Origin of the sequence: Burkholderia lata (genome assembly GCF_902499335.1) — a bacterium.
GTDB classification, from domain to species: domain Bacteria; phylum Pseudomonadota; class Gammaproteobacteria; order Burkholderiales; family Burkholderiaceae; genus Burkholderia; species Burkholderia lata_B.
In genome coordinates, this window is record NZ_CABVQK010000015.1 from 171,435 (window position 1) to 195,867 (window position 24,433).

General features: G+C 68.9%; 27 protein-coding genes. 5 read left to right on the forward strand and 22 right to left on the reverse strand.

Features of this window, described 5'->3' with window-relative positions; translation table 11 throughout:
- Window positions 1-9 precede the first annotated feature (9 nt).
- The 13 genes from BCO18175_RS31790 to BCO18175_RS31850 form a co-directional block, all read right to left on the reverse strand.
- The gene (locus BCO18175_RS31790; protein WP_174986780.1) at window positions 10-489 is read right to left on the reverse strand and encodes a YbaB/EbfC family DNA-binding protein; all 480 of its coding nucleotides are present in this window, start codon (window positions 487-489) and stop codon (window positions 10-12) included.
- A 58-nt stretch (window positions 490-547) separates the two neighbouring features.
- Complete coding sequence (locus BCO18175_RS31795; RefSeq protein ID WP_174986782.1) at window positions 548-1,987, reverse strand: Do family serine endopeptidase; 1,440 nt, start codon at window positions 1,985-1,987, stop codon at window positions 548-550.
- A gap of 84 nt (window positions 1,988-2,071) precedes the next feature.
- Window positions 2,072-2,455 (reverse strand): hypothetical protein, encoded by a 384-nt coding sequence (locus BCO18175_RS31800; RefSeq protein ID WP_174986784.1) that lies wholly within the window; start codon window positions 2,453-2,455, stop codon window positions 2,072-2,074.
- 46 nt (window positions 2,456-2,501) lie between these two features.
- Complete coding sequence (locus BCO18175_RS31805; RefSeq protein ID WP_174986786.1) at window positions 2,502-3,347, reverse strand: hypothetical protein; 846 nt, start codon at window positions 3,345-3,347, stop codon at window positions 2,502-2,504.
- 8 nt (window positions 3,348-3,355) lie between these two features.
- A complete protein-coding gene (locus tag BCO18175_RS31810; RefSeq protein ID WP_174986788.1) occupies window positions 3,356-4,246 on the reverse strand; it encodes a peptidylprolyl isomerase in 891 nt (296 codons plus the stop codon).
- Between the two features lie 44 nt (window positions 4,247-4,290).
- Complete coding sequence (locus tag BCO18175_RS31815; protein ID WP_174986790.1) at window positions 4,291-4,704, reverse strand: hypothetical protein; 414 nt, start codon at window positions 4,702-4,704, stop codon at window positions 4,291-4,293.
- Window positions 4,701-5,288 (reverse strand): YbjN domain-containing protein, encoded by a 588-nt coding sequence (locus BCO18175_RS31820; protein WP_174986792.1) that lies wholly within the window; start codon window positions 5,286-5,288, stop codon window positions 4,701-4,703. Before BCO18175_RS31820 ends, BCO18175_RS31815 begins: the two co-directional genes overlap by 4 nt.
- A gap of 59 nt (window positions 5,289-5,347) precedes the next feature.
- Window positions 5,348-6,034 carry a hypothetical protein gene (locus BCO18175_RS31825; protein WP_174986794.1) on the reverse strand — a complete coding sequence of 229 codons (687 nt, stop codon included), beginning with the start codon at window positions 6,032-6,034 and terminating at the stop codon, window positions 5,348-5,350.
- A 12-nt stretch (window positions 6,035-6,046) separates the two neighbouring features.
- The gene (locus BCO18175_RS31830; protein WP_174986796.1) at window positions 6,047-7,858 is read right to left on the reverse strand and encodes a putative porin; all 1,812 of its coding nucleotides are present in this window, start codon (window positions 7,856-7,858) and stop codon (window positions 6,047-6,049) included.
- A gap of 92 nt (window positions 7,859-7,950) precedes the next feature.
- On the reverse strand, window positions 7,951-8,649 hold the full coding sequence (locus BCO18175_RS31835; protein ID WP_174986798.1) for a TonB family protein: 699 nt from the start codon (window positions 8,647-8,649) through the stop codon (window positions 7,951-7,953).
- Between the two features lie 4 nt (window positions 8,650-8,653).
- Window positions 8,654-9,064: an ExbD/TolR family protein gene (locus BCO18175_RS31840; protein WP_021161942.1), complete on the reverse strand. Its 411-nt coding sequence runs from the start codon at window positions 9,062-9,064 to the stop codon at window positions 8,654-8,656.
- Between the two features lie 18 nt (window positions 9,065-9,082).
- On the reverse strand, window positions 9,083-10,888 hold the full coding sequence (locus BCO18175_RS31845) for a DUF2341 domain-containing protein (RefSeq protein ID WP_174986800.1): 1,806 nt from the start codon (window positions 10,886-10,888) through the stop codon (window positions 9,083-9,085).
- A gap of 66 nt (window positions 10,889-10,954) precedes the next feature.
- Window positions 10,955-12,607, reverse strand: coding sequence for a ShlB/FhaC/HecB family hemolysin secretion/activation protein (locus tag BCO18175_RS31850; protein WP_254599144.1), 1,653 nt, complete (start codon window positions 12,605-12,607; stop codon window positions 10,955-10,957).
- On the opposite strand from BCO18175_RS31850, the gene BCO18175_RS31855 reads away from it, so the two are divergent.
- The 3 genes from BCO18175_RS31855 to gspK all read left to right on the forward strand — a co-directional run bounded on the left by BCO18175_RS31855 (window position 12,606) and on the right by gspK (window position 15,029).
- Complete coding sequence (locus BCO18175_RS31855) at window positions 12,606-13,280, forward strand: hypothetical protein (protein WP_174986802.1); 675 nt, start codon at window positions 12,606-12,608, stop codon at window positions 13,278-13,280. The genes BCO18175_RS31850 and BCO18175_RS31855 overlap by 2 nt on opposite strands.
- 153 nt (window positions 13,281-13,433) lie before the next feature.
- On the forward strand, window positions 13,434-14,000 hold the full coding sequence (locus BCO18175_RS31860; protein WP_174968854.1) for a hypothetical protein: 567 nt from the start codon (window positions 13,434-13,436) through the stop codon (window positions 13,998-14,000).
- A gap of 33 nt (window positions 14,001-14,033) precedes the next feature.
- The gene (gene gspK / locus BCO18175_RS31865) at window positions 14,034-15,029 is read left to right on the forward strand and encodes a type II secretion system minor pseudopilin GspK (protein ID WP_174986804.1); all 996 of its coding nucleotides are present in this window, start codon (window positions 14,034-14,036) and stop codon (window positions 15,027-15,029) included.
- Window positions 15,030-15,057: 28 nt separating this feature from the next.
- Here gspK and BCO18175_RS31870 read toward each other — a convergent pair whose 3' ends face one another.
- On the reverse strand, window positions 15,058-16,725 hold the full coding sequence (locus tag BCO18175_RS31870; RefSeq protein ID WP_174986806.1) for a type II toxin-antitoxin system Phd/YefM family antitoxin: 1,668 nt from the start codon (window positions 16,723-16,725) through the stop codon (window positions 15,058-15,060).
- A 140-nt stretch (window positions 16,726-16,865) separates the two neighbouring features.
- Between BCO18175_RS31870 and BCO18175_RS31875 the strand changes: the two genes are divergently transcribed.
- Window positions 16,866-17,690 carry a hypothetical protein gene (locus BCO18175_RS31875; RefSeq protein WP_174986808.1) on the forward strand — a complete coding sequence of 275 codons (825 nt, stop codon included), beginning with the start codon at window positions 16,866-16,868 and terminating at the stop codon, window positions 17,688-17,690.
- 259 nt (window positions 17,691-17,949) lie between these two features.
- On the opposite strand, the gene BCO18175_RS31880 is transcribed toward BCO18175_RS31875, so the two are convergent.
- From BCO18175_RS31880 to gspG, 8 genes are all read right to left on the reverse strand, one after another.
- On the reverse strand, window positions 17,950-18,201 hold the full coding sequence (locus BCO18175_RS31880; RefSeq protein ID WP_241011610.1) for a FecR/PupR family sigma factor regulator: 252 nt from the start codon (window positions 18,199-18,201) through the stop codon (window positions 17,950-17,952).
- Between the two features lie 257 nt (window positions 18,202-18,458).
- The gene (locus tag BCO18175_RS31885) at window positions 18,459-19,454 is read right to left on the reverse strand and encodes a FecR family protein (RefSeq protein WP_174968850.1); all 996 of its coding nucleotides are present in this window, start codon (window positions 19,452-19,454) and stop codon (window positions 18,459-18,461) included.
- An 11-nt stretch (window positions 19,455-19,465) separates the two neighbouring features.
- Window positions 19,466-20,014: an RNA polymerase sigma factor gene (locus tag BCO18175_RS31890; RefSeq protein ID WP_043177401.1), complete on the reverse strand. Its 549-nt coding sequence runs from the start codon at window positions 20,012-20,014 to the stop codon at window positions 19,466-19,468.
- A gap of 6 nt (window positions 20,015-20,020) precedes the next feature.
- The gene (locus BCO18175_RS31895) at window positions 20,021-20,767 is read right to left on the reverse strand and encodes a secretin and TonB N-terminal domain-containing protein (protein WP_174986810.1); all 747 of its coding nucleotides are present in this window, start codon (window positions 20,765-20,767) and stop codon (window positions 20,021-20,023) included.
- Window positions 20,768-20,930: 163 nt separating this feature from the next.
- Complete coding sequence (gene gspM / locus BCO18175_RS31900) at window positions 20,931-21,443, reverse strand: type II secretion system protein GspM (RefSeq protein ID WP_174986812.1); 513 nt, start codon at window positions 21,441-21,443, stop codon at window positions 20,931-20,933.
- On the reverse strand, window positions 21,407-22,975 hold the full coding sequence (gene gspL, locus BCO18175_RS31905) for a type II secretion system protein GspL (RefSeq protein ID WP_368040725.1): 1,569 nt from the start codon (window positions 22,973-22,975) through the stop codon (window positions 21,407-21,409). Before gspL ends, gspM begins: the two co-directional genes overlap by 37 nt.
- Entirely contained in the window at window positions 22,917-23,420 is a 504-nt protein-coding gene (locus BCO18175_RS31910) for a GspH/FimT family pseudopilin (protein WP_254608201.1), read from the reverse strand. The genes gspL and BCO18175_RS31910 overlap by 59 nt, the downstream gene beginning before the upstream one ends.
- Window positions 23,421-23,424: 4 nt before the next feature.
- The gene (gene gspG, locus BCO18175_RS31915) at window positions 23,425-23,904 is read right to left on the reverse strand and encodes a type II secretion system major pseudopilin GspG (RefSeq protein ID WP_438820520.1); all 480 of its coding nucleotides are present in this window, start codon (window positions 23,902-23,904) and stop codon (window positions 23,425-23,427) included.
- A 73-nt stretch (window positions 23,905-23,977) separates the two neighbouring features.
- On the opposite strand from gspG, the gene BCO18175_RS31920 reads away from it, so the two are divergent.
- Complete coding sequence (locus BCO18175_RS31920) at window positions 23,978-24,424, forward strand: type II secretion system protein N (RefSeq protein ID WP_174986818.1); 447 nt, start codon at window positions 23,978-23,980, stop codon at window positions 24,422-24,424.
- The last annotated feature ends 9 nt before the right edge of the window (window positions 24,425-24,433 follow it).

Here is a 24,433-nt window from a genome sequence, read left to right on the forward strand (position 1 = left end):
CCTCGGGCGTCACGGCATGCGCGCCGCCGAAGCCGGCGCGGCGGCGGCCGCATCGGGATTCGGCGCGAGCCGCAGGCGCACGCGCAACGGCTGCAGCATGTCGGGCGGCGGCGGCTCCGCCAGCGGGCCGGCCATAAGCAGTTGCCGCAGCGTCGCGTCCGCGCCGGGATCGCCGAGCGACGCGAATTCGACGCGCGTGACCGCGCCGTTCGCGCCGATCCACGCGCGCACGACGATCGCGGGCGGCGGCGCATCGGCGCTCGCGTTCAGCACGCGTGCCTCGAGATACTGGTGCAGACGGTCGGCCGCGTCGCCGTCGCCCTCGAGCCACGTCTGGAACTGCTGCCCGGCGAGTTGTCCGTAGCGGATCCACGTTGGCGGCACGTCGGCCGTCTGCGCGACGGCCGGCACGGCACACACCGCCAGCGCCCATGCGACGACGATCGCCCGCCGCACTCCGGATGCGCTCCACTCCTGCATTCGTTTCATTCCGCCTCCCGTTTCGATGGTGCGCCGTCGTGCTGCACTGCGTCGCCCGTTCGCTCCATCAGCCGATCTCGATCGGTACATACAATCGCGTGCCGCCACGCTGGACGAGCAGCGCGACGTTGCCGTGCGCGGCATCGATCTCGGCCATCAGCGCACCGATGTTCGCGACCGGCGTGCCGTTGACCGACAGCACGATATCGCCGGGCTGCAACCCCGCACGGGCGGCCTGGCCGCTCGCCTGCTCGACGACGAGCGCCTGACCGACGCCGAGCCGCTGGCGCTCCTGCTCCGTCGCCGCGCGCAACGCGAGCCCGAACCGCGCGGGCCCTTGCTCGCCGCTCGCCGACGCCGTGCCGCTGTCGAATGCGCCGACCGTCGCGATCACGTGCATCGCCCGTCCCGCGCGCCACACGAGCAGGTCGGCCGGCCGGCCGGCACGCATACCCGCGACCGTGCCGAGCAGGTCCGCCGATTCGGCGACCGGCTTGCCGTCGACCGCGAGCACGACGTCGCCCGGCTGGAGGCCCGCGTGCGCGGCCGGGCCATCCGGCTCGACCACGGTGATCAGCGCGCCGTCCGGGCTCGCCAGGCCGAACGAACGCGCGAGCGCCTGGCTCACTTCCTGGACGGCCACGCCGAGCCGGCCGCGCGTGACCTTGCCGGTCCGCAGCAACTGGTCCTTCACGTCGAGCGCGATGTCGATCGGGATCGCGAACGCAAGCCCCTGATAGCCGCCCGTCTTCGAGAAGATCATCGAGTTGATCGCGATCACGCGGCCGCCGAGGTCGAACAGCGGGCCGCCCGAATTGCCGGGGTTGATCGGCACGTCGGTCTGGATGAACGGAATCGCGCGCTCGCCGGGCAACGAGCGCGATTTCGCGCTGACGATGCCCTGCGTGACCGTGTTCGCGAACCCGTACGGCGAACCGATCGCCATCACCCAGTCGCCCACTTCGGTGCGCGCCGGGTCGCCGGTCGCGACGACCGGCAGGTTGTGCGCGTCGATGCGGATCACCGCCACGTCGGAGACGGGGTCGCTGCCGATCACGCGCCCCTTGAACTGCCGCTTGTCGGTCAGCTTCACGTCGATCGCAACGGCGTCGCCGACCACGTGCCGGTTGGTCAGGATCACGCCGTCCGCGCTGACGATGAAGCCCGAGCCGAGGCTCACCTCCTCGCGGTTGCCGATCACGCGCCGCGCAAGAAACGGCGCGAGCGGATGATCGGGCGCGATGCCGGGCGGCAACTGGATGCCCATCTGCGTGACTTCGCGCGTGACGCTGATGTTGACGACCGCCGGGCCGACGCGCCGGACCAGCGCGGCGAAGTTCGGCAGCACGACGGTCGGGGTCGGCGATGCGGCACCCTGCTGCGCGGGCCGCTCGCCGGCCGCCGCGGTTGCACAAGCGCCAGAGCCTGCGCATGCGCAGGCCAACGCCAGCGCGCCGGCGATTGCTCGCAGCATCACCGCCCGGTTCGTCTGCCTGCCCGCCTTCATGTTGCCGTCCCTCGTCGGTTCGCGCCGGAGCGCCTCCGGCTCATCGATTCATCGATACCTGTGCCACGCACTCGGCCGCCTGCATTACTTCGGCGGCACCGCGACCGGCGCATCGGGCCGCTGCGGCGTCGTCGACCGCCCCCAGTTCGAGCCGAAACGGTTCCGCTCGGTCGACAGGTTGAACGTGCCGAGACGGTTCGACGGCTGCTTCGACAGCCGCTCCGAATCCGTTTGCGATGCGCCCGCCTGCGGGTCGGCCGTCGGCTTCAGTTGCTGGCTCAGGCAGTCGTACGACAGCGCGCGCTTGCCGTCGACTTCCGCATCGACGCACACCGGCTTCGCGGCCGAGCCCGGACTGGCTGCCGCGGGCACGGCCGCGCTCGCCGCCGCGTGTCCGCCCTGCGCGTGCGCACCGGCTGCCAGCAGCAGGCAGACGAACGTCGCGATTGCGCTTCGTCGCATCTTCATGCGCGCCTCCTTCAGAAATGGCTCCATGGCACCCGCGCTGCGGCCGTCACAGGTTCATGCCCGGCGCCGACGCGCGCGCCAGGAAACGCGCGAACGCCGCGCGATCGGACTCGTCGACAGCAGGCTCCCGCGCATCGACCCGCTGCTCCCACGCGTCGCGCATGCCGTCGACCGGCTGCCACGCATGCACCTGCGCGCCGGTCGGATACGGCGTGACGAGCGGTTCGCGATAGTCGACGCGAAACAGCGGCGGCGCGCTGCCGCCGGCCGTCCACAAATCGCCGACGTCGCGCACGCTCGCGTCGAACCAGAACCGCACCCAGCGCACCGTCGGCGCGCGCGTGTCGGCGTCCGGTGCATCGGCGCCCGACGCACCGGCGCCCGACGCATCCGGCACGCGCAGGAAGCCGGCCAGCACGAGCAGCACGGCCGCCAGATCGTCGTCGCGGAACATCCGGTACGACCAGAGATCCGCGACGTCGACACAGGAAATCACCGCGATGAAGCGCCCGATCGTGAGCGCGGGCCACACGCGCCGCATCAGCGCGTAATGGCGCGCCCACTGCGCAACGAAGCGCTCGCGATGCCGGGTGGCGACCTGCACGTCGCGCGAGCCGCGAATCGTCAGTTCCTCCGGTTGATACTGGCGCGTCGTGAGCACGCACTGCGCGGAGCACCGCGCGCTCCGGTGCCGCGCGTAGCCGCCCGCACCGGGCAACGGCTCCAGTGCCCCGAAGCACAGCGGGCAATGCGTGGGCCATTCGCCGGGCCGGCCCGGCCACGGGTTCGCCTTCGGCATGCGCGGGCGGTCGGCGGCCGCGGCCGGGCGGCGTCGCCCCGGCGTGCGCGCGTCGGGGGCGTCGACGCGCGGCGTCGAACGGACGGTTGCCATGAGTGTGCCTACCGGGCGGACGCGAGCGCTTTCTTCAGCGCGTCTTCGTTGATCGGTGCGTTCGCGGCGAGCTTCGCGAGATACGCCTGCGCATTCTGCTGCGTGCGCTGCGCACGCAGCATCGCGCGCAGTTGCTCCTTCACGTCGGCCAGCGGACGCGGCGCGGCTGCGCGGATCTCGATCAGCTTCACGACATGAAAACCCGTGGGCGTCTGGATCGGCGCGGAGACCTGGCCCGGCTTCAGCGCGTCGGCCGCCTGACGGACCGCCGGCACCATCAGTTGATCGGGCACGAAACCGAGATCGCCGCCGTTCGCGGCGCTCGCCTTGTCCTGCGAGTTCGCCTTCGCGAGCGCCGCGAAATCGCCACTGCGCGCGCGGCTCGCGAGATCGGCCGCCTGCTTGCGCGCCTTGTCGAGCGTCGCGGCATCCGCGTTCGGCGGCACCGCGATATAGATCTGCGCGACATGCAGCGCGCGCGGCGCGGCGAACGCGGCGCGGTTCCTGTCATACGCGGACTGAAGCTCCGCATCCGACGGATAGTCGGCCGGCGGCGCATTCACCGACGCCAGATAGCTGCGCGCGACGATATCGCGCTGCGCCTGTTCGACGGCCGCCTGCACCTGCGCCTGCTTGTCCCAGCCCTTCGCTTTCGCCTCGGCCAGCACGGCCTTCTGCGCGAGCGTCGAACGCACGACCTGGTCCAGCGCCGCGGGATCGGCCGCGAGACGCTCGCGCCCTTCCGGGCTCACCGACTTCAGCAGCCCCTCGATATCGGCCTGCGTGACCGACGCCTGCGCGGCATTCGCGATCACGTCGTCCTGCGCGTGTACAGCGAACGGCGCGCCCAGCACGACACTGCCTGCCACGATCGCCAGCATCTTCATCTTCGTCATCATCGTTCGACTGCCCTCTCGATTGCTCTTGGAATGCGGACGCTGCATCAGCGCGCGTCCGTCAACGTCATGCGCAGGACGAGCGGCTGCGCCATCCCGCGTGGCGGCGCCGCGCCGACCGCCCGGCCGACGAGTGCGGCGTACAGCGCCGCGTCGAGCGCTGGTGGCCCGGCCGCGCCGCTGTCGACGCACGTCACGTGCCCGTACCGGTCGAGCCACGCGCGCACCGGCAGCACCGGACTGTCGTCGCCGGCCTCGGCCCGTTCGCCGGCCCAGTGCTCGATGCCGGCGCGCAGGCGGCACACCGCTGCATCGTCGCCATCGAGCGTCGCCCGCAGCCACTGCGCGATGCGCCGGGCATACGCGCCCCACGCGGCGGGTGCATCGCTCGCGGCTATCGCGTCCGCGTCGTGCCGCGCACGGCCCGGCAGCAACGCACGCAATGCGGCGCCGATCCTCACTGCGCGGCAGCCTCGACCGCTGCCGTGGCCGCTTCGACGGCCGGTGCGCCGGCCTGATCGCCGGCCGCCACACGTGCCGCCGCTTCCTGCTCGGCCATCGCGGGACGGTTGCGCAAGTGCAGCAGGAATTCCTGGATCAGGCGATCCCACAGCTCGATCGTCGAGCGCAGGTAGCGCTCGGACACGCCGCCCGCGACGACCACGTCCATCTCCAGCGCGAGAAACGGCCCGTGGCTCGCGAGACGCGCGAAGCGCTTGGTCCGGTTCCAGTCCGCGACGAGTTCGGCCGGCAAGTCGCCCTGCACCTGCAGCACGCACGACAGCGTGTAGTCGATGAACAGCAGCGCGGCGGGCGGTGCATCCGCGCCCTGCGGCGCGAGCGCAGTGGCCGGGTTGCCGAAGCGCACCGCGAAGCCGATGCCCTGGCTCGCGCTCATCAGTTGCACCGCGCCGTTCTGTTCGGCCGCCGTCACGCGGTAGCCCGCGCGGCGCAGCACGTCGGCGAGGCGGTCGGCGCTGATCGCTTCGATCGGCGCGTCGTGTGCCGCGCGCTCGTCGCCGGCATTCGGTTGCTTGTCTTGCATGTCTGTCTTCCCCGTATTCAACGAATCGATCGGTTCAATCCCGGCTGCAGGCCGCGCGCTCACTGTGCGTTCGCCGCAGCGGCAGCCGACGCCGGTGCCGGCGTTGCCGCAACCGGCCGCGCGGCCGGGTCGTACTTGCCCGCATACAGCGCATCGCCGTAGCGTTGCGCGATGTCGTCGTACTTCACGCGCGCCGACTGCGCGAACGGCTGACGCGACGAGAACAGCGTGCCGATCCCGACATGCTCGTACGCGTCGAGAATCTCGTGCCCCACGCGATACAGCTCGGCATTGTGTGCCTGGCAGGTTTTCAGCTGCGTGTCACGCGCGGCGACGTCCTTCTGCAACTGCGTGTGCTGCGCATCGCGGGCACGCGACACGGCGAGCAAGTCCTCATAGGACGACTTGTATTTCGCCAGCGACTTCGCGTCCTGCTCCCGGCCTGCCCGCTCCTGTGCGAGCGCACGCTTCGCGGCCGCCTCGGCGCCCGAGTCGCCGCGCGCGCCCGCCAGTTGCCCCTGCATCGCCTTCAGTTGCGCGAGCGCGTCGTCGCGCTGCTTCTCGGCCGCCGCCTTGTCGCTCTGCAACTGCGCCTGGTTGTCCTGCAACTGGCGCAGCTCCTGCACGGTCGAGCGCAACTGGCTGCGCAGCTTGTCCTCGATGCTCTGCGCGTGCGCGCCGCCGGCCGCGAGCAGCAGCGTGCCGGTCAAGGCGGCCGCGAGCATCGTGCGAGTAATCGTGTTCATGCGCGGCTCCGGTCAGAAGCGAGCATTGAGCTCGATCTGCAGCACGTCGATCGAGACGGGCGGCCCGTACACTTCCTTCGAGCTCAGGTAACGCGCCGACACCCACGTGTCCCGTGCGACCGCATACGCGGCGCCGAGCACGTAGCCGCGCGCGTTGGTGCCGCCGAGATGGAAATCGGGATCGTTGAACGCGTCGAGCACGGCGTCCGGCTGCAGGTACTTGTACGCGATCGAGAAGTTCCACTGGCCCTTCTCGCGCGGCTCCGGCTCGCCGAACGTCGCCTTCGCGAGGAAGCCGTTCGGGCCGCTGCGGTAGTCGGCGCGCGTCGCGTTCACCGACGTCGAATCGTAGTTGTTGACCGGCAGCGACGACGCGGCGAACGCCTTGTTGTCGTTGTACGCGAGGTTGCGCACGTATTCGCCGTCGAGACGCAGCTTGAAGCGATCGGCCACCACCGTGTCCCACTGCGCCTTCAGGTCGAGCAGCCGGTAGTTGTAGGCCAGGCCGAACAGCTGCGGCTGCGGCGTCATCCCCGGCGCGAGGTTCGGGTTCTGCACGATGTTGCGCAGCGCGATCAGCGTGTTGCCGCCCTGCATGAATGCCGGCGCCTCGTTGTCGGTGCTGCAGCTCGTCGCGCCGAGATACAGTGCGCACGGCGACGACAGCGTGCCGCGCATGTTCTGGAAGTCGTAGTACGCGACCGCACCGCGCAGCCGGTTCTTCGCATCGATCTTCCAGTCGGCGCCGAACTGCGCGCCGAGCATCCACTTCGTGTCGCTGCCGGCCTTCTCGGTGCTGTTCGACGGGAAGTTCTCGCTCGTGTACTGGATCGGGAACACGCCGAGCGTGCCGAACAGCGTGACGTCCGGATTCCACGGCAGCGCATGGCGCAGGTTCGCGGCGATCCCGTCCATCATCAGGTCGTCGGAGAACACCAGGTCCGACTTGAAGAACGGATTGTCGAAGCGGCCGGCCGTGAGGTTCAGCCACGACGTCGGCTTGTATGCGAAGAACGCCTTGTTCAGCCAGATGTTCTTCTTCGCGAAGCCGCCGCCCGCGGTGGCCGTGGTCGACACCGGCCCGTTGTCGTTGCCGCTCGCGAGCTGGATGCCGGCGATCATCTCGTCGGACAGCGTCGCCGTCACGCCGAGCCGCGCGCGGTAGCGCAGCAGGTTGTTGCGGTTCTCCCGCGTGTTCTGCGTGGGGATCTGCGTGTTGTTGGTGTTCGAATTGACGTCGAACCCGCCGCCCTGGTTGATCGCCGCGAAGTTCGTCACGCCGTTCGTGTTGCCGCCGCCGTAGAAGTGATACTCGTCACGCACGCGCAGGTCGCCGTCGAGCTTGATGCGCGACACCCAGTCGGGGAACGTGTTCGGCTGCGCCCAGTTCTCCGCCTTCGCCTGCGCGATCACTTCCTGCTTCACCTGGTCGCGGATCTGGTCGCGCACGAGTTGCGGCACGTACGGCACCGCGACGTCGCCCGGCTGCGTCGGCGGGTTGACCACGCCGCCCGCCACGACCGGCGCACCCGACGCACGGGCCGACCTCGCCTGTACGGCCTCGGTGCGCGCCTCGCGGATCAGCTCGTTCGCGTTCTGCTGCGTGAGCACGCCGCGTTTCACGAGCAGGTTGATCAGGTTGATCACCACGCTCTCGGTCGGCGCGGCCTTCCCCGACGCCGCCTGCGCCTCGAGCGATTGCCCGTGCGCGGCGGACGCACAGGTCAGCCCGAGCATCAGCACCGCCGCGCCGACGCACGACAGGCGCGCGGGCAGCGCGCCGTTGCGGGGCACCCCACCCCGTCCGTTCATCTTCCCAATCATCGAAGTACTCCGAACAATTTTCGTTTCTTTTCCGGCAGCATCCGTGCGACGGCGCCGCCCCATGATTCTTTCGTCGTTTCGCGTGCGCATCGTCATGCCGGCTTGCGCCCCTGAAGCTTGACGAGCACCGGATACGTCGTTGCGGGCGGCGGCACCTCGTCGACCCTGCCGAGCGCTTCGACCGCCGCGACGACGGCCGCATCGATCTTCGCGTCGCCGGTGGACTGCGCGATCGTCACCTTCGTGATCCGTCCCGACGCATCCATCCACAGGTTCAGGTTGCCCGCGAACCGCGCGCCGCCGGCCTCCTGCACGCCCTTGTCCTGCTCGATCGCGCGTTGCAGCACGTACACCATGTATTGCGCATAGCTCGCGTTGCCGAACTTGCCGCCCCCGCCGCTGCCCAGCATGCCGGAGCCGTCGCCGGCGCCGATGCCGAAGTTGTCGCTGCCCGCCTGCGCATCGGCGTTCATCGTCATCTGCTGCGGCTGGTTGTCCGCCGGCTTCGGTGCCTCCGATGGCTTCGGTGCGATCGTCGGCCGGTCGACCGGCGTCTTGACCTCTTCCTTCACCTTCTCGGGCGGCGGCTTCTGTTTCGGCGGCGGCGGGGGCGGCGGCAACGGAATCACCGTCGTCACCTGCGGTGCGCTCACGCGCTTCACGCCCGCGGTGTCGCCCGCGAAACGCCAGATCAGCGCGGCCACGCCCGCGAGCACCAGCGCGATCGCGACGGGCTTCACGTAGCGGCCGGGGCCCTTGTCCGGCGGGCCGCCGTTGTAGGTCATTTCCATCGCGTCAGCCGCCCTGCTTCGCCTTGCCGGTCACGAGGCCGACTTGCGACAGATCGAGGCGGCGCAGCAGGTCGAGCACGTCCATCACCTTCTGGTACTGCACGCCCGCGTCGCCCTTCAACACGATCGGAAAATCCGGACTGGTCGCCTTCTCGGTGCGCAGCCGGCTCTCGAGCTCGTCCATCGTCACCGGGTACGCGTCGAGGAACACCTGCCCCGAATCGGCCACCGTGATTGCCTTCGTCTTCGGCTTCGCGAGACTCGCGGACGAGCTCGCCTTCGGCAGATCGACCTTGATGCCCTGCACCGACGCGGTCGTCATGATGATGAAGATGATCAGCAGCACGTACGCGAGGTCGAGCATCGGCGTGATGTTGATGTCGTCGTACGGCTTGTCGTCGTCCTGAACCTGCATGGTGGTCTCCTGCGTGCGTCAGTCGGCCAGCACCGCGTGATCGGGCGCGCGGTGCGCTTCGGCGAGGCGCGTGACGAATTCGTCGACGAACACCTGCATGTTCGCGGTCACGTTCTTGTTGCGGATCAGCAGGTAGTTGTAGCCAAACAGCGCGGGAATCGCGACGAACAGGCCCGTGACCGTCGCAAGCAGCGCGGCCGCGATACCCGGTGCGATCGCGTTCACGTTCACGTCGCCGGCTGCCGCGATCGCCGCGAACGTGATCATCACGCCGACCACCGTGCCGAGCAGCCCGAGGAACGGGCCGCCCGAGATCGCGATCGTCAGCAGCACCATCGACTTCGACAGCTTCTGGTTTTCGCGCACCAGCGTTGCGTCCATCGACGCGCGGATCGCCTCGATCGACTCGGACGTGATCACCGTGCGGCCGTTGTCGTCCACGCGGCTGTGGATTTCATGCACGCCGGCCTTGTACAGCCGGTACAGCGACGACTGGTACAGGCGGCGGCCGTCGGTGCTCGCTTCGTCGACGTGCGCGAGGCCCACCAGGTGACGCCCGGCCACTTCGCGGAAGCGCTGCACGAAATACTGGTTCGCCTTGTCGACGGTGCCGACGTAGCGCGCCTTCGTCCACATCACGACCCACGACACGAGCGCCATGCCGAGCAGGATCGTGATCACGACCCACGCGTCGACGGTCACCGACTGCACGATCACGCCGAAGTAGCCGAAGCCGAAACCCGACTGCTTCTCGTCGGCGCCATAGGCGACGAGCTTCGATTCCGAGCCCTGCGCGAGCGCGTCGACTGCGATTGCCGCCGGCGAGCGAGCAATCTTCGACAGACGCAGTTCGTCGAGTGCGCCTGCGTAACCGGCGAAGCCCGCCGGCGCACCGGTGGTGTCCGCACCGACCGTCGCGGCGCTGTTCAACGCGGGCAGCGTCGAAGCGACCTGCGCGGCCTGCTTGCCGTTCACGTAGACGGTGAGGTTCTTGCCATCGGCCGTGACCGCGAGATACGTCCACTGGTTCGCGGCGACGGGCGATGCGGCCGGCGTGCGTACCGGTGCCGGATTGCCCGCACCACCCTGGACTTCCGCGAACGGCACGCCGTTGTCGAGGCCGATCAGCAGCGCGTTCGCGCCATCGCGACGGCTGTACAGCAGCGTGTTCGGCGTGAGTGCCGACGGCTTCACCCATGCGCTGAACGTGAAGCTGCCGCCGGCCGGCACATTCAGCGACGGGCTCGCAGGCAGCGTCAGCGACCCGTTGCCGTCGAACCGCGCGCCCTTGCCGACGATGCCGTCCTCGACCGTCCGGAACGACGCGTTCTGCGCGTGGTTGCCGTAAGCGGTCAGGTCCTTCGGCGGTGCACCCGCCGCGCCGTTGAAGTGGTAGACGAGCGTGTAGTCGGGATCGAACGTCTCGGCCGGCTTGCTGCCGTCCGGCGCCTTCTTGTTGCCGTAGTACATCCAGATCGACTCCGCGGCGCCGGCCGGCATCTTCGGAATGTCGACCCAGATCAGCGCGACGCCGAGCACGGGATCGTATTGCTCGACGTGGTAGTTCAGCGGCGTCTTGTCGTCGGCGGCGACGAAACGGATGTCCGCGCCGTTGTCGGCCAGCCCGTCGAACTGGAAGTTGCCCGAGTGCAGGCGGATCAGCAGCGGCACCCGGCCGGCCGATTCCGCGAGGTTCGCGCCTTTCGCGCTCGCGTCGATCGTGATCGCCTTCCGGTACGACCAGTCGTTCTGCCACCATGCGTTCGCGATGCCGGGCAGCACGCCGAGCATCACCGCCAACAGGAAAAACAAGACTCGCTTCACGATCCACTCCCCGAATGTGCGGGCGCCGCGCTCGTCGCATCGCCCCGGCACGATCAAAAAAATCCGTCAGAACCCCAGCCTTACGTAGAAATCGAACCGAGGGCTGTACTGCCGCGTATAGACGCCCGCCTTCAACGGCCATCCGGCCTCGAAATCCGCGCTTGCGTACTTCATGATCTGCACCCGTGTGCCGACGCCGACACTCATCAGGTTGAACCGCGACGTCTGCTCGGGCAGCGGGCTCAGCAGCCACAGGTGCGCCGCGTCGAAGAACGCGTGGAAGCGCCACTCGTTCACGCGGCTGCCGACCGCGCCGCCGAGCCACTTCGCGAGCGACGGGCTGCGCAGTTCGACCGATGCGATCACGCCACTGTCGGCCGTGTCTTCGGCCTGCATGTAGCCGCGCACGCTGTTCATCCCGCCCGCGGCGAACTGCTCGCTCGACACGAGCGGCGAGTTCGAGATCTGCGCGTTCACGTGCGCGTTGGCCTGCATGTCGTTCGCGAAGCGCTGCGTGTGGTTGACGTCGAACTTGCCGTACACGAAATCGGGCGTCGCGTTGTAGCGCTTGTTGTCCCATGCGCCCCAGTCGCTGCCGAGGCCGCGGATGTTCGTCGTCACCGACGCGGAGAACGACGTCTGCGAGTTCTTCAGGCTCAGCTGGCCGTTGTACGACAGCGTCACCGGCACGTACGTGAGCGGCGCCGTCGAGCCCGTCTGGCCCGGTATCGACACGTTTTCGTCGAAGTGCTTGCGGTCGATCTCGACGCTGACCGAGTGCGCGTAGGTTTCCGACGCAGGCAGCGAATAGATCGCGGTGAAGCCGTACGTGGTGCCCTTGCCGAGCACGTTGGTGTTCGCGACCGACGCGACGTTGCTGTCCGAATGCACGACCGTCGCGAGAAAGCTCCAGCGCGAATCCCTGATCGGCGCTAGATACGAGAACGCGTAGACGCGCGCATCGTTCGGATGCTGCGGCGCAAGCACGTAGGTGCCGGAAATCACGTGGCCGAGCTGCCAGAGATTCGAGTAGCTGAGGTTCGCGGTCGTGCGCAGCGTCGACGTGCCGGGACTGTTGTCGTTGTTCAGTTCGAGCGAGCCGTGCAGCGGGCTGTGATCGTCGACCTTCAGGTCGACGTCGACCGTCTGCGGCAGCGCGCCCGGCTTGAGGATCGGAATCACCTGCCGGTCCGCCGAGCGGTTCAGGTCGGTGAGCTGCTGCTGGGCCTGGTTGAAATCGGGCACCCGGCCCTCGGCCAGCGCGGGCACCGCATCGCGGATGTTCTGCGGCGAGTTGTATTTCGCGCCGTCGACGCGCAAGCGCCCGACCTTCGCTTCCGTCACCTGCAGCAGGATCACGCCGTTCTTCACCTGCTGCTGCGGCAGCTCGACGACGACCGACTGGTAGCCGCGGTCCTGGTACGCCTTCTGCAATGCGTCACGTGCCGCGTTCACGTCGGCGAGCGTGCGGCCCGGCCCTTCGAACGGATACACGGCCTTCTCGATCTCGAGCGCCGGCAGCGTCGTGTTGCCGCGCACCACGAAGGCATTCACGTCGAACGACTGCGGCGCGGCCGGTGCCGCCTTCGCGGCCGGCGCGGCTTCCTGCGCATGAATCCCCGGCGCGAAGCCCAGCCCACCGGCCAGCACGACACCCGCCAGGCATCGGCAGTTCAGCCGCCATCGTTCGCGTGACTTGCGGTCTACTCTCGGCGGCATGCGCCATTCCCCTTTGTTGTTCCGGATCGAAGCTTTGCGCACCGCGCCAGCCGTTCGCTCCGCTATCAAATGCCTGTTTCACTTTGATGACGATTTATTCGTCATCCTTAGCATGATCTGCGCATTGCTTTTCCCGATTTCCGTGCCCGGTGCGTTCAAGCGCATCTACCGGAAAGGACGAAGCGAATCCGGAAAACCCGCAACCTCCGTCACGCATCGTCGCGATCGACTGCCTGCCGACGCATCGGCACTGCTGCGTCGATCGGCAACGACCATCGTGTGCGGCGCACGAGTCGCCGCTCTCACCTACCTAGACGGAACCGGGCGCGCATTGCCGCAAACTTTTTTTCGCGGGCCCTTCAACCGGCCGTCCAACTGGCCGTCCGGCTCGACGCCGGAAGCAGGACACGGCCGCCAGCGTGCGGCCTGCAATGCGCGCGCAACGAAAGCCGGCGCGAATCGCGCGGCGCGTTGCGCAGGAATGTGCGTGGCCCCCGTTTCGTGTTCGTATCGTCTGCCGTGGCTGCCAGGGCTTCCTGGCATCGCGCGTGCGCGATCGCCGGCAAACGTGTTGCCGCCCCGAAGGCAGCGCGCCCGGCGCGTCACCCTCCCCCTGCGTGCGGCACGACAATCCTCGGGTTTCAACCGGGAAGTTTTTGTGACATTCCGCTGAAGATATGCACGAGATGCGCGCGAGACCGTTTCCGCGCACCGCACGCGCGATGCGGCGCCGCGACAAGCCTCCCGGCAACGAGAAATCCTGCGGTTTGCGGCCGTCCGTTTCGTCCTAGCTATTGGGTAAAAACATCAACGACCGGATCCCTCCATGTCATTCGCGACGATGTTCGTACGGTGGCTCGCCGAACGCCTGTCCGGCCATGCCGCGACCGCAGGCAGGTTGCCGCCCGCCGCCTTTGCCGCGGCGCGGCGCCCGCTGCGCTGGCGCGCGCCCTGGCTGGCCTGGCACCTGCTGTCGTGGGTCGTGCTCACGTTGCTCGCGCCGCCGATCTGGACGATCGGCACGCTGCTGCTGATCGATGCGTCGAGCGACCAGCCGCTGTTCTGGATGCTCGCGATGGCGATCGTGCCGGTCGCGAACGGCGCCGCGATCGTCGCCGCGAACCAGCGCCATCACCGCACGCCGTTCACGCGACGCTCGACGGTCGCGCTTTACCTGTTCTTCGTCGCGATGGCCGTCGGCTGCGCGCTGTTCCTGCTGCTGCTGTGGCGCTCGCATGCGATCGCGTCGCTGGTCGGCCCGCTGGCGCTGACGACCGACGGCACGCATCCCGCGACGCTCGCATTCTGGGTGGCCGGGCTCACCGCGATGTTCGGCGTCACGTCATCTGCGCATGCGAGCATCGCCCATGCGTGGCTGGCGTTCGTGGACTGAACGCGGCCGCACCGCCCTTGCAGGAGCATGCGAATGCATCGATATGGAAGGTCCGGCAGAGCACGGCTGCCGCGCGAACGCGGCATCGCGATCGTCACGGTGCTGCTCGTCGTCGCGCTGGCGGCGACGCTCGCGGCGAGCGTGCTGTGGCGCCAGCAGGTCGCGACGCGCGACGTGGAGAACCAGCGGCTCGCGACGCAGACGATGTGGGTCGAGCGTGCGGCGGTCGAATGGGCGCGTGCGACGCTGCGCGCGCAGAGCGCGACGTCGAACGTCACGTTCATCGGCCAGCCGTGGTCGTCGCCGGCCGCCGATGTGCAGCTTGCGGACCTGCTGCCGCCCGACGCCGCGGCGGTCAATGCGGAGCTGTCGCGTGCGTGGATCTCCGGCCACGTCGAGGATGCGCAGGCGCGCTTCAACCTGACGAACCTCGTGACGCGCATCGCGCCCGGCAAGCCGTGGCAGGCCAACGGCGAAGGCGTGCTCGCGTACCGGCGGCTGCTGAGCCAGCTGTCGCTCGATCCCGCGCTCGCGCAGCAGACGGCCGACTACATGCTGCGCTCGCTGCGCGACACGAACGGCCCCGACGGCTGGCCGCTGCAGCTCGTCGCCGTCGACGATCTCGCACGCATTCCCGGCTACGACGCGCATGCGATCGAGACGCTGGCGCCGTTCACGACGATCCTGCCGGACCTGACCACCGTCAACGCCAATACCGCGGCCGAGCCCGTGCTCGTCGCCGCGATTCCGACGCTGTCGGCCAGCCAGGCCAAGCGGCTCGTCGACCGTCGCGGCACCGCGTATTTCATCAGCACCGGCGATATCGCCGAATACCTGCTGCCCGCGCGCGGCGGCAATCCGACATTGCCGGACGGCTCGACCGTCGGTGTCAACAGCCTCTACTTCATCGTGCATTGCCGCGTGCATTCGGCGCGCATCAACGCACGCGTCGACACGCTGATCGCGCGCTACGGCAGCGGCAATTTCACGTGGACGTCGGTGATCTGGGTGCGGCGGCTGACGAGTTGAACGCGGCGCCTGCGCGCCGCTTCTCCGGCTAGTTCAGCGGCGATTCGCTCAATGCGACCGAACGCATGCCCTGCGCCGCCGCGCAGTCGAACGACAGCCGCGTAAGGCTTGTCTCGCGCACTTCGCCGAGCAGCCGGTTCCAGTCGTCGATCGACACGAGCAGCGCGATCGGCCGGTTGTATTTGGTGACCATCACGAGCGCCTCGCCCGCGTGCCGCAGCGCCTTCGACGGATTGCTGCTGAAGTCGCGCGTCGCCATCGCGATCGTGCGCAGGCTGAACACGTTCGCGGCAGGATCGCCGCCGTCGTCATGCAGCAGGTGTTCGAGCGTCGCCGCGCGCAGCAGCGCCTGCGACTTCGCGGACAGCCGGTTGTCGCGGCGCCTGCGCCGCTCGCTGCGCGGATCGACGTGCACGGCGAGCATCCGCACGATCTGCCCGAGCGTCGCCGCGGGCAACTGGTCGTAGCGTCGCCACCAGTCGGGCGGCAGCGCGATCATCATCCCGGCATAGGTTGCGGTGACGCCGTCGGCGATATGCGACGGCACACGTTCTACATCACGCTCGTCCAGACCGAGCGCGCCACCGACCACACGGGTCATCACGCTGAACGCGTTGTACGCGAGCGCCGCGATGCCGCACGCGAGCAGCGACGCGCGGGCGGGCACGCTGCCGAACAACGTGCCACCAAGCGCCGGTTCGAGCGGGAACGGCATCGCATCGCGCCAGCGCCGGCGCGCCAGCTGCATCACCTGGCACGCGTCGAACTGCTCGACCGGCAGGTTCGTCAGCACCGTGACCGTCGCGCCCGGGTGGCCGTCGCGCCCGTGGCCGCACCATTCGATCCGCCTGAGCGTTCCGGACGCTTCACCGTCGCCCGCGATGCCGACGGCCTGCTCGCGAACGCCACCGCCGTCGAGCGGGCCGGCATCGCGCCAGCCGCCGAGCGGCCGGCATGCGGCCGCGCCGCCATCGTCACGCAATACGAATGCGCCGCCGCGGCGCGGCCAGCCCGACACGATCGCGTCGGTATCGAAACGGCCGTCGACGATCCACAGCTCGCCTGGCCTGACCGTCTCCAGCAGCGCGCCGACGAACGCGCGTTCGTGCGACCGGCCGCGTTCGACCGGCAGCAAGTCGACGATCATCGCAAGCTCGGGATCGTAGACCGGCATCACTCGCGCGCCGGTCATGCCCAGCGCCGCGTCACGCGCCGGGTCGTCACACGCGCGGCCGCAGTCGCAACCACCACCGCCGGGCGCGCAACTGTCGCCCGTGCCGTCCAGCACGCGCAGCCGCATCCCGCCGAGCGTGCGCCCGCGTTCGTCGGCCCGCGCCGCCGCGACGGGCAACAGCAGATCGACGCTGTCCCTGACGAGCGCACGCCCCCAGCCGGCCCGCCAGCGGCTCATGCCGTCGTGAAGCGCGGCCACCGCGGCGCCGGGCGCGGACGACACGTGTCCGGGCACCCCGTGCGGCATCTGCGATGTCTCCATCTGCGCCTGCGCGGCAATCGCCGCGATCGCGTCGACCGCCAGCGCGAACAGCGTCTCGCGGATCGACTCGTCGTCGGGCTCTTCGTCCGCTTCGACAGCCGTATCGATCCAGTCGTCGTGCAGCGCGCACTGCAGCACGAGCCGCGTCATGATCGTCATCGGGCTCTGTTCGACGAAGCGTTCCACAATCGTGCGCATCATCCAGTCACTCCACACTGTTCAGCCGGGCCCACTCGCACTTGACGGGCCGCCCGCGACGCCGCAGCATCGTGGGCGACCGGACCCACACGACGGCGCGCCGCCGCGGCGGTCCGCCCGCAATCGATGCACGAGGCACCGGCATGTACGTAGATCCCCGCGTGGCCCACGGCCGCGCCCGGTTCGACCTGAGCGGTTCCCCGCGGCTCGTCGCCGACGAGCGCCGCTGGGAAATCAGCGACGTGGTCACGCGCGGCCTCGACGATTTCACGGGCGTGCGCAACCGCCGCAACCTGATGCGGCTGCTCGAACGCCAGATCGCGCCGAAGCTCGCGCGCCTCGGGCTCGAGCCGTACGTCGGCGCGCTCGGTCATGCCGAAGGGTTGTTCGTCAACTTCTCGACGATGAGCGCCGAGCACGGCCTGCGCGAATTCCAGCTTCAACTGACGGTGCCCGACCTCGTGCTGCGCAGCTTCGCGTCGAACGTGATCCGGCCGCACGCGGTCGCGCGCTGCATGCAACGCAACGGCGTAATGTCGCTGGCGGAAATCGAACAAGAAACGCGCATCGCGTTCGTCGCGGCGCGCGTGATGCGCTCGCTCGCCCTCGCGGAAGGCTGGCAGCAGATCGGCGTGCCGACGCCGCACGGGCTGTTCGTCGGCGCGCTGACCGACGCGCACGACGTCGCGATGAACACCTATTTCCGTCCCGGCGACAACGACCGGCCGTCGCGCTGGAGCGGCTTCTCGGCCCTCTTCTCGACGATGCCGGACTGGCGCCCGGAACAGGTCCGGCACGGCGGCGATCTGCTGCAATGGATGGTCAACCATATCGTGGCCCTGCAAGAATCCGCACCGTTCGTCGAACGCTTTCCCTTTCTGCGCGAGCCGCTGCGCGATGCCGGCGATCCGCTCGACGCCGCCTGGAACGGCGCACGCGCCGGCCTGCAACCCGGGTCGCCATCCTGAATCGTGAATCCGGGCTTGCGTGACGCGGCCGGCACGTACTCGGCACCTGCCCGCCACCGTGCGTGAACGGTGATCCGGGAGCCCATTCAGGCCCCCGTTCCCCGGTCTCCGCGCTACAGCCCCTCTGCACAGCCCCCTCGCTCTCTCATATACAAGGTCGAAGCGGGCCCGCATAACCCGCAGACTTTCTTTCAGTGCGTGCGCCACGGCTCGAACGCGATTGCGCACCACACCGGTGCACGCAAGAAAAGCCGCCGCCTCAATGCGTGCGCGTCGGCCCGCCGGGCTCCTGGCGGCCGACCGTCTCCAGCACGGCCCACATCCAGATCAGCTCGCGGACCGTGCGTGCATGCTCGTCGCTCTGCGCGCGCCAGCGCGCGAAAGCGTCGAGTTCCTGTTCCGTCGTGTCGCCGGTGCGCAACCACAGCAACCAGCGCACCGCGCCCTCGCGGATCGCATCGGCGCGCGTATTCGCGTCGCCGGGATCCGACTCCCGTTGCGATTCGTTCATGATCACGCCACCGCCCGAAGCTCCATCGACACACATCCCCCGCACCGCGCATCGCTGCACGGCCGGGGCGCTTGCCACCCACGCCTCGGGTCCGACGACGTCACACCGGGCCGCCATGACAGACGGCCCGGCGTTTGCCGGCCCTCATTGATCAAGTCGTATCGGACGGCCGTAACCCGCAGTGCGCGGACAGCCGGAAGCGACGCGAACGCATCGCCAGCGGGAGGAAGAAGGGAAAGTGGAACGCGGGAAGCCGGTCAGCTCAGCAGCACGATATTGCCGGGCAGACGCGTGATGTGCGCGCCGTACAGGCGGCCGACCATGTCGATCACGTCATCGAGCCGCGTGATCGGGAACTGCGCCTGCATCCGGTTCTCGCCGAGCGACGCGCTGCGCAGGATGACCTTGCCGCGCCGGTAGCGGTTGATCTCGTCGACCACTTCGGCGAGCGGCACGCCGTTGAACACCAGCATCCCGCGTCGCCATGCGCTGACCGCGCCCGGATCGATCCGCGACACGGGCTGCACGCCGCGATCGTCGTAGACGACCTGATCGTCGGCCGTCAGCGTGCGTGCGCCGCGCGGATGCTCGAGCGCAACGGTGCCGGAGAGGCAGGTCACGCAGACCAGCGAGCCGGTGCGCCGCACGTTGAAGCGCGCGACGGTCGCCCGCATGCGGCCGCCGCCCGCAACCACGGTGACGGGCTGGATCGGCGTCGCGCGGTCGGCCGGCGGCGCAGCCGCGTCGATCTCCGCCTCGCCGGCGACGACTTCGACGCCGCGCGCGGCATCGCTGGCGGCCAGCACGTCGAGGCGCGTCTGCGTATTCAGTTCCACCGTCACGCGCGACGACAGCGCGACGCTGCGCTGCTCGCCGGTGCCCGTGTGGTAATCGGCCGCGAGATCGCCGAGCGACGGCCACAGCTGCATCGGCGGGCGCAACGCGAGCCACGATCCGCCCGCCGCCACCGCGAAGCCGATGAACGCGCGCCGCCCGGTGCGCATCGTGCGCTCGCGCTTTGCAACGTTTGCCCAGGCAGCGGCCGCGCGTTCCTCGTGTGAGAGTTCGGTCGCCGCCGTGCGCAGCGCGCTCCAGGTATCGCGCAGCAGATCGGCGGCTTGCGGACGATCGGCGCACCAGCGCTCGAACGCATCGGCTTCGGCCTGGCTCGCGTCTCCCGAGCGCAGACGCAGCAGCCACGCACTCGCTTCGTCGAGTTCGTCGTGAGCAGGTTCGGCCTGGGCTTTCGTCATCGTCCTGATGCTCAAAATTTACGCGGGCCGCCTCGCGTGCCCGTGTACGGATCACCGTCTTCCTGCATGCGCTGCAGGCAGTACTTCATTGCCGCGCTCAGCTCGCTTTCGACGAGCCGCAGCGAAATGCCGAAATGCTCGGCGATCTCGCGATTCAGCAGGCCGTCCACGCGGGCGGCCAGCAGGATCGCGCGGCGCCGCGGCGGCAGGCCGCGCAGCACGTCCTTCAGTGTCTCGACCTTGCGGCGCGCCGCGACGATGCGCTCGGGATCGGCCAGTTCGTCCGGCATCTCGAGCAGCGTCTCGACATCGTCGTCGTGCAGATGCCGGCGCTCGCGCCGATGCTGGTCGATCGCGACATTGTTCGCCATCCCGAGTATATAGGCGTCCGCGTTCGTCACCTGGGTGGAGACGTTCGCGTTCTCGAGGCGCAGCCAGGTTTCGTGCAACGCGTCGGCGGCGCCGTCCTTCGATCCGGTCACGCGCTCGAGGCGCCTGACGAGGTACGCGTAGCGCGTCGCCAGCAGCTTCCTGAGCCCGGTGCGGTTGCTGTCGGTCATCGCGGCCTAGCCCCGGACGGCCGGCTGCGGCGCCGGACAGCGGAAATGCACGCCGTTGCCGGCCGGCCGCAGCAGGATCGTGACCGGCTGCGGCAAGTCCGCCGGCGGCGCGTCGTCCAGCTTCAATGCGCGCAGCGCGCGCATCACCGCCGCGTCGCGGGCGGCCGAACCGCTCGATGCCACCATGTTGACCGCCACCACCGCCCCCCTGTTGTCGATGCGCACCTGCGCGACGAGTCGATAGCTGCCCGGCACGGCTCCCGGCTGCGCGCAGAGCGCATCGATCAGATGCGCCTGCAGCAGGCCCGCGAACGCGCGCCGATCGCCGGAATCGCCGATCCCGTCGATCGGCAAGGCCGCATCCGCCGGCGTGTCGGCCGTTGCGGGCGCCTGCTCGGCGCCCGGCTGCGCGACGATGATCGCTTCGTCCGGGCGCGAGAATTCCGCGCGCAACCCCGTTCCGGCCAGCATCCGCTCGAGCGCGTCGCGCGGCGTGAATTCACCCTGGACCGGCGCACTCGTGCGCCCGTCGAGCAGCGGCGCCGGCGCCAGCACGATCAGCTCGGTGAGCCGCGCGAAGTCCTGCAAGGTCTTCGCGAGCGGCTGCGCGGGCAGATCGAAACGCACCGTGCTGCCCGGCTGGCGGACGATGGAACCGGTCTCCTGCGCATGTATGCCGTGCATGCACGGCACGACGAACGCCAGCCACGCAACGAGCGCCAGGACACCAGACGGCGCCCGTGAACGAGTCATGAATCCCTGGACGGAAGTGGAGTTGCACGTTGCCGGCGAAACGCGCCCCCCGTGAGCGGTTCCGCAGCAAACGAACGTCAGATTGTGAGCGGGCACTATGACAGTCAGGTGAAGCGTGCAGCAATGCGATTCAATACTTTCGCTGCGTTCATTCGGCTCGCATTCAACGGGCCGTTTGCGGTTGCAGCAACGCCGAAACCGTCGTCACGCCGGGCTTGCCGTCGGCGCTCGCATGCGCGCTCACGACGCGCACGTGGTGCGTGTGGCGCGCGCGATCGAGCCAGTCCATCCAAGCTGCGAACGAGATGCCCTTCGCGTCCACCTGGATGCCTTCGCCAAGCACGGCGACCTGCGCTTTCGCGATACCGGCCTGCGCGAGCGACGCAGCGAGTGCGTCCCGCAGCGCGGCACCGGCCGGCGGCCGGATCGCGGCGGCTGCGCGCAGGCGCCGTGCTTCCGCGAGTTGCCCGCCGGCTTCGGCCACCTGTTGCTGCAATGCGGGCAGGCTGGCCGCGATCCGTGCGCGGCCCGTGTACGCGGGCTCCCACATCACGTTGTAGATCAGCGCCGCGGACAACACGGCGCCGCCAGCAGCCAGCAGTGCGCGCTCGCGCGGCGAACGGCCGTCGAGCCACTGTGTCAGCGCGGCGCGGGCCGCGTGGAGCCGAGCATCCACTTCGCATCCTCCTCGTTGGCCGTCACGCCCTGTGCCTGCAGGCGCTGGCGGAATCCGTCGCCATCGACAGCGGTACCGGGACGGAAGGCGACCGCCAGCGACCCGTCGCGATAGTCGAGGGTCGCGATCGCATCGGACGGGATCGGGCCCAGCGCACGCGACAGCGACGCCGACAGCACCAGGAAATCGCTTGCATGCAACTCGCCGGCAGCCGCGCGCAGGCGTTCGAGCCCGGTTCGCATTTGCAGCGGCGGGTCGAGCAGGACCTTCGTTTCAGGGAGCGCGGCTTTCACGCGGGCCGTCAATTCTGCATTCAACGCATCCTGGCGGTGGCGTAGCTGGAACCACTGCACGTTGATCGTCGTGATCGCGACGATGGCTGAAACGATCGCCAGGCCGGCGGGTATGCGCCAGCGACGCCATCCTCCGCTATCGGTGCGCGAGGTGCTGCGGGCGAATTCGAACTGGCAGAGGTCGAACTTGCAGTCGAGCGCACCACGCGCGAGTGTGTCCCACCGCAGCGTGCGTGCGGCCAACGGGAATGCGGAAGGCCCGGACATGCGTGCGCGGAGATCCGATGCAACTGTGGAGCCGCCTTCGACATCGTCGCGCCCCTCGACAACCAGCGCGTGTACCCGCACGGAATCGTGTTTCGACAACTCGGCAATCGTCGCATCCAGCGCCGACGCACGCGTTTCAAAGCCGAACCCCGACGATCCGCGCTTGACGGCCAGTTCGAGTCGGAGCGGGTTGCCGCGCGCATCGGTATCGGCTTCGCTCGATGCGGGCGGACAGATGATCAGCACATCGGTCTCGCAGCGTCCGGTATCCCCTTCGCTCAATGCGGGCGGACTGGCGATCTGCACATCGGCCTCGCTGCGCATGAGCACTGTCGCTTCGCCGTCCTCGTCGCCGTTCGGTAATGGACACGTTCGCGATGTGGGTGACCTCGCGGACTCGGGCAGCACGTTGTCCTGCTCGCCGCCATCCGCTGGCTCACCGTACACCGTCGTCGTCATGCAATGAATCAACGGCACCGCGCGCACGCGCCGATGGCCGGCCTCGTTGAACCAGCGGATCACTTCGCCGAACCGCTCACGATCGACGACCGCCACGGGCCGCGTTGCATTGCCGTTTGCAGTCGGGCCGACCGCGACATGACTCCGCTGCGCATCACCGATCAGATACTCTTCGACCGCATTCGGCAGCACGCGGCGCAGCTTCGTGCCCTTCACGGGCGGCAGGTTCACGTCGACGAGCAACGTATCGCGTGCAGCGAGTACGAGCACGGTCGATGCTGCCTTCGGCCACGCTTCGCGGCACGTGCGCCCCGCCCGCACGAATTGCCCACGCCGGTCGAACAGCGCGTACGGCATCTCGATAGCTTCCCACCCCGCCGCATCGAACGTGCCGATCGACGGCAGCAGCACGATCAGGCTCGACATCGTGCCTCCCGGACGCTCCGCGCGCCGCTCATGGCCGGCGCACGACGAAGTTGCCAATACCTGTGCCGACGACGGCCATCCGCACATCACCGGACCACAGCGTGATCGTCACCGGCACGTCGATGCTTTCGCTGCCGAGCACGATACGTGATGGCGTTTCACCACCGCCGGTGTAACGCACCGATACGCCCGTCACCTCCGTGCCCCAGCGGCGCGCGCGATACATGTCGTCCGTCATCGGCGCCCACGCGCCGCTTTCCGTGCGCTGCACGAAGCGATAGCCGCCGCCCACCGCTTGCCACGCGATCGGCATCGAGCGCACCTGCGCTTCGTCGCCGGCGGATTCGAGCAGGTTCGCGAGCCGCTGCGCTTCCTCGGCGAGATCCGTGCGGCGATTGCGCGACGGCGCGAGCGTCACGACCGCGACCAGCAGCCCGACGATCACGAGCACGACGAGCATCTCCAGCAGCGTGAAGCCTGCCGCACGGCGTGACGCGAGCGGACGCCGTTGCTTGACGCGTGCGAGCGTCATGCCGTTACTGCCACGAGCCGATGTCCGCATCGTTACCCTCGCCGCCTGGTTTGCCGTCCGCTCCGTAACTGAACACGTCGATCGCGCCGTGCGCGCCCGGGTTCAGGTATTGATACGCGTTGCCCCATGGATCCTTGGGCAAGCGCTCCAGATAACCGCCGTCCTTCCAGTTGTTCGGCACCGGATCGTTAGTCGGCTTCTGGACCAGCGCGGTAAGCCCCTGCTCCTGCGACGGATAGCGTCCGTTGTCGAGTCGATACAGGTTCAGCGACTGCATCATCGTGCCGATGTCCTGCTTCGCGGCAATGCGACGCGCCTCGTCGGGTCGGCTCATGATCTTCGGCACGATCAGCGCCGCGAGAATCCCGAGGATCGCGACCACCACCATGATCTCGATCAGCGTGAAGCCGCGTTGCATGCGGCGGCGTGCACCGTCATGCGACCGGCCGGCTTGCAACGTTCGGACTTCTTCGTGGCGCGTCATCATGCATTCACCCTTACGTCAAAGAATGGAAACCGTTCACTGTTCATCGAACTCATCGAACCCATTCACTGCCATGAAACCGCTCGCCCTGCTTCGCACCGTTCCGTCCCGCATCGATCCGTTGCCGCTCATCGCGACGCTTGCAGCCGGCGCGGTGCTCGCTGCCGTTTCACTGTGGGCCGCGCGCGCACTGAACGCGCCCGATGCGCCGCCCCCTGCCCAACCCGCACCGCCCGCACCGTTCGACATCACGGCCAGCGCGCAACTGTTCGGCGCCAAACCCGACGACAACCGCAATACGATCCAGTTGCTCGGCGTGCTCGCATTCGACGCGCGCCGTGCAGCCGCGATCGTCAGCGTCGGCGGCGAAGCGGCGCGCGTCGTGCGGATCGGTGCGGCGATCGGCGAAGCCGCGAAGCTCGCTGAAGTGCGCGCACGCTCGATCGTCATCGACCGCAACGGCCTGCAACGCGAGATCGCGCTGCCCGCCGTGCAGAAGGCCAACGCGTTCGTGCGCTGAGCAGCCGCG